This window comes from Ralstonia sp. VS2407, from assembly GCF_052950655.1.
The window spans coordinates 1-468 of sequence record NZ_JBRFVG010000251.1; the positions used below are offsets into that span (position 1 = coordinate 1).

At 42.7% G+C, this 468-nt stretch carries 1 pseudogene; it reads right to left on the reverse strand.

What is annotated here, in order from left to right:
* Positions 1-447 (reverse strand): annotated as a pseudogene (locus ACU8YE_RS24880) (hypothetical protein); the annotation flags it as partial.
* Positions 448-468: the final 21 nt, after the last annotated feature.

The window sequence follows — 468 nt, forward strand, 5'->3', positions numbered from 1 at the left end:
TTCCACTTGACGAATGATTTCATTCGCAAAGGCTTGTTCATCGCCTTTGACTAATTGAATATGTGCATCTGCTCCACCAAGTGCCAATAAAACTGCGCGACCTTGACTATTTAATTGTGCGACTTCTTGTCGGAAGGCAGTGTCCGTTTGGTTATAAGGCTTGAACGTAGGAATCCGTGTCGTGCCATCGCTTTTCATGAAGGAGACCGGTACGACATTGTAGGCTTGATTTACTTCTGAAAGGTTTAGTGATGCTGATGTTCCTTGTTTGTAACCATCGCGTCCTTTTGAGGCCCAGTTATGCCAATATCCAACCAACACTTTTTTGCCAGAGATATCTACCATCGTATCCGCAGCATCTGCAGAAGCTTGAGTAGGCGTTAACCACAAGCCAACTGCAACGGTTGAAAGAAGGAGAAAAGCAGGAATTATTTTTTTTAGCTTCATTTTTTGAGAACTCCTTTAATT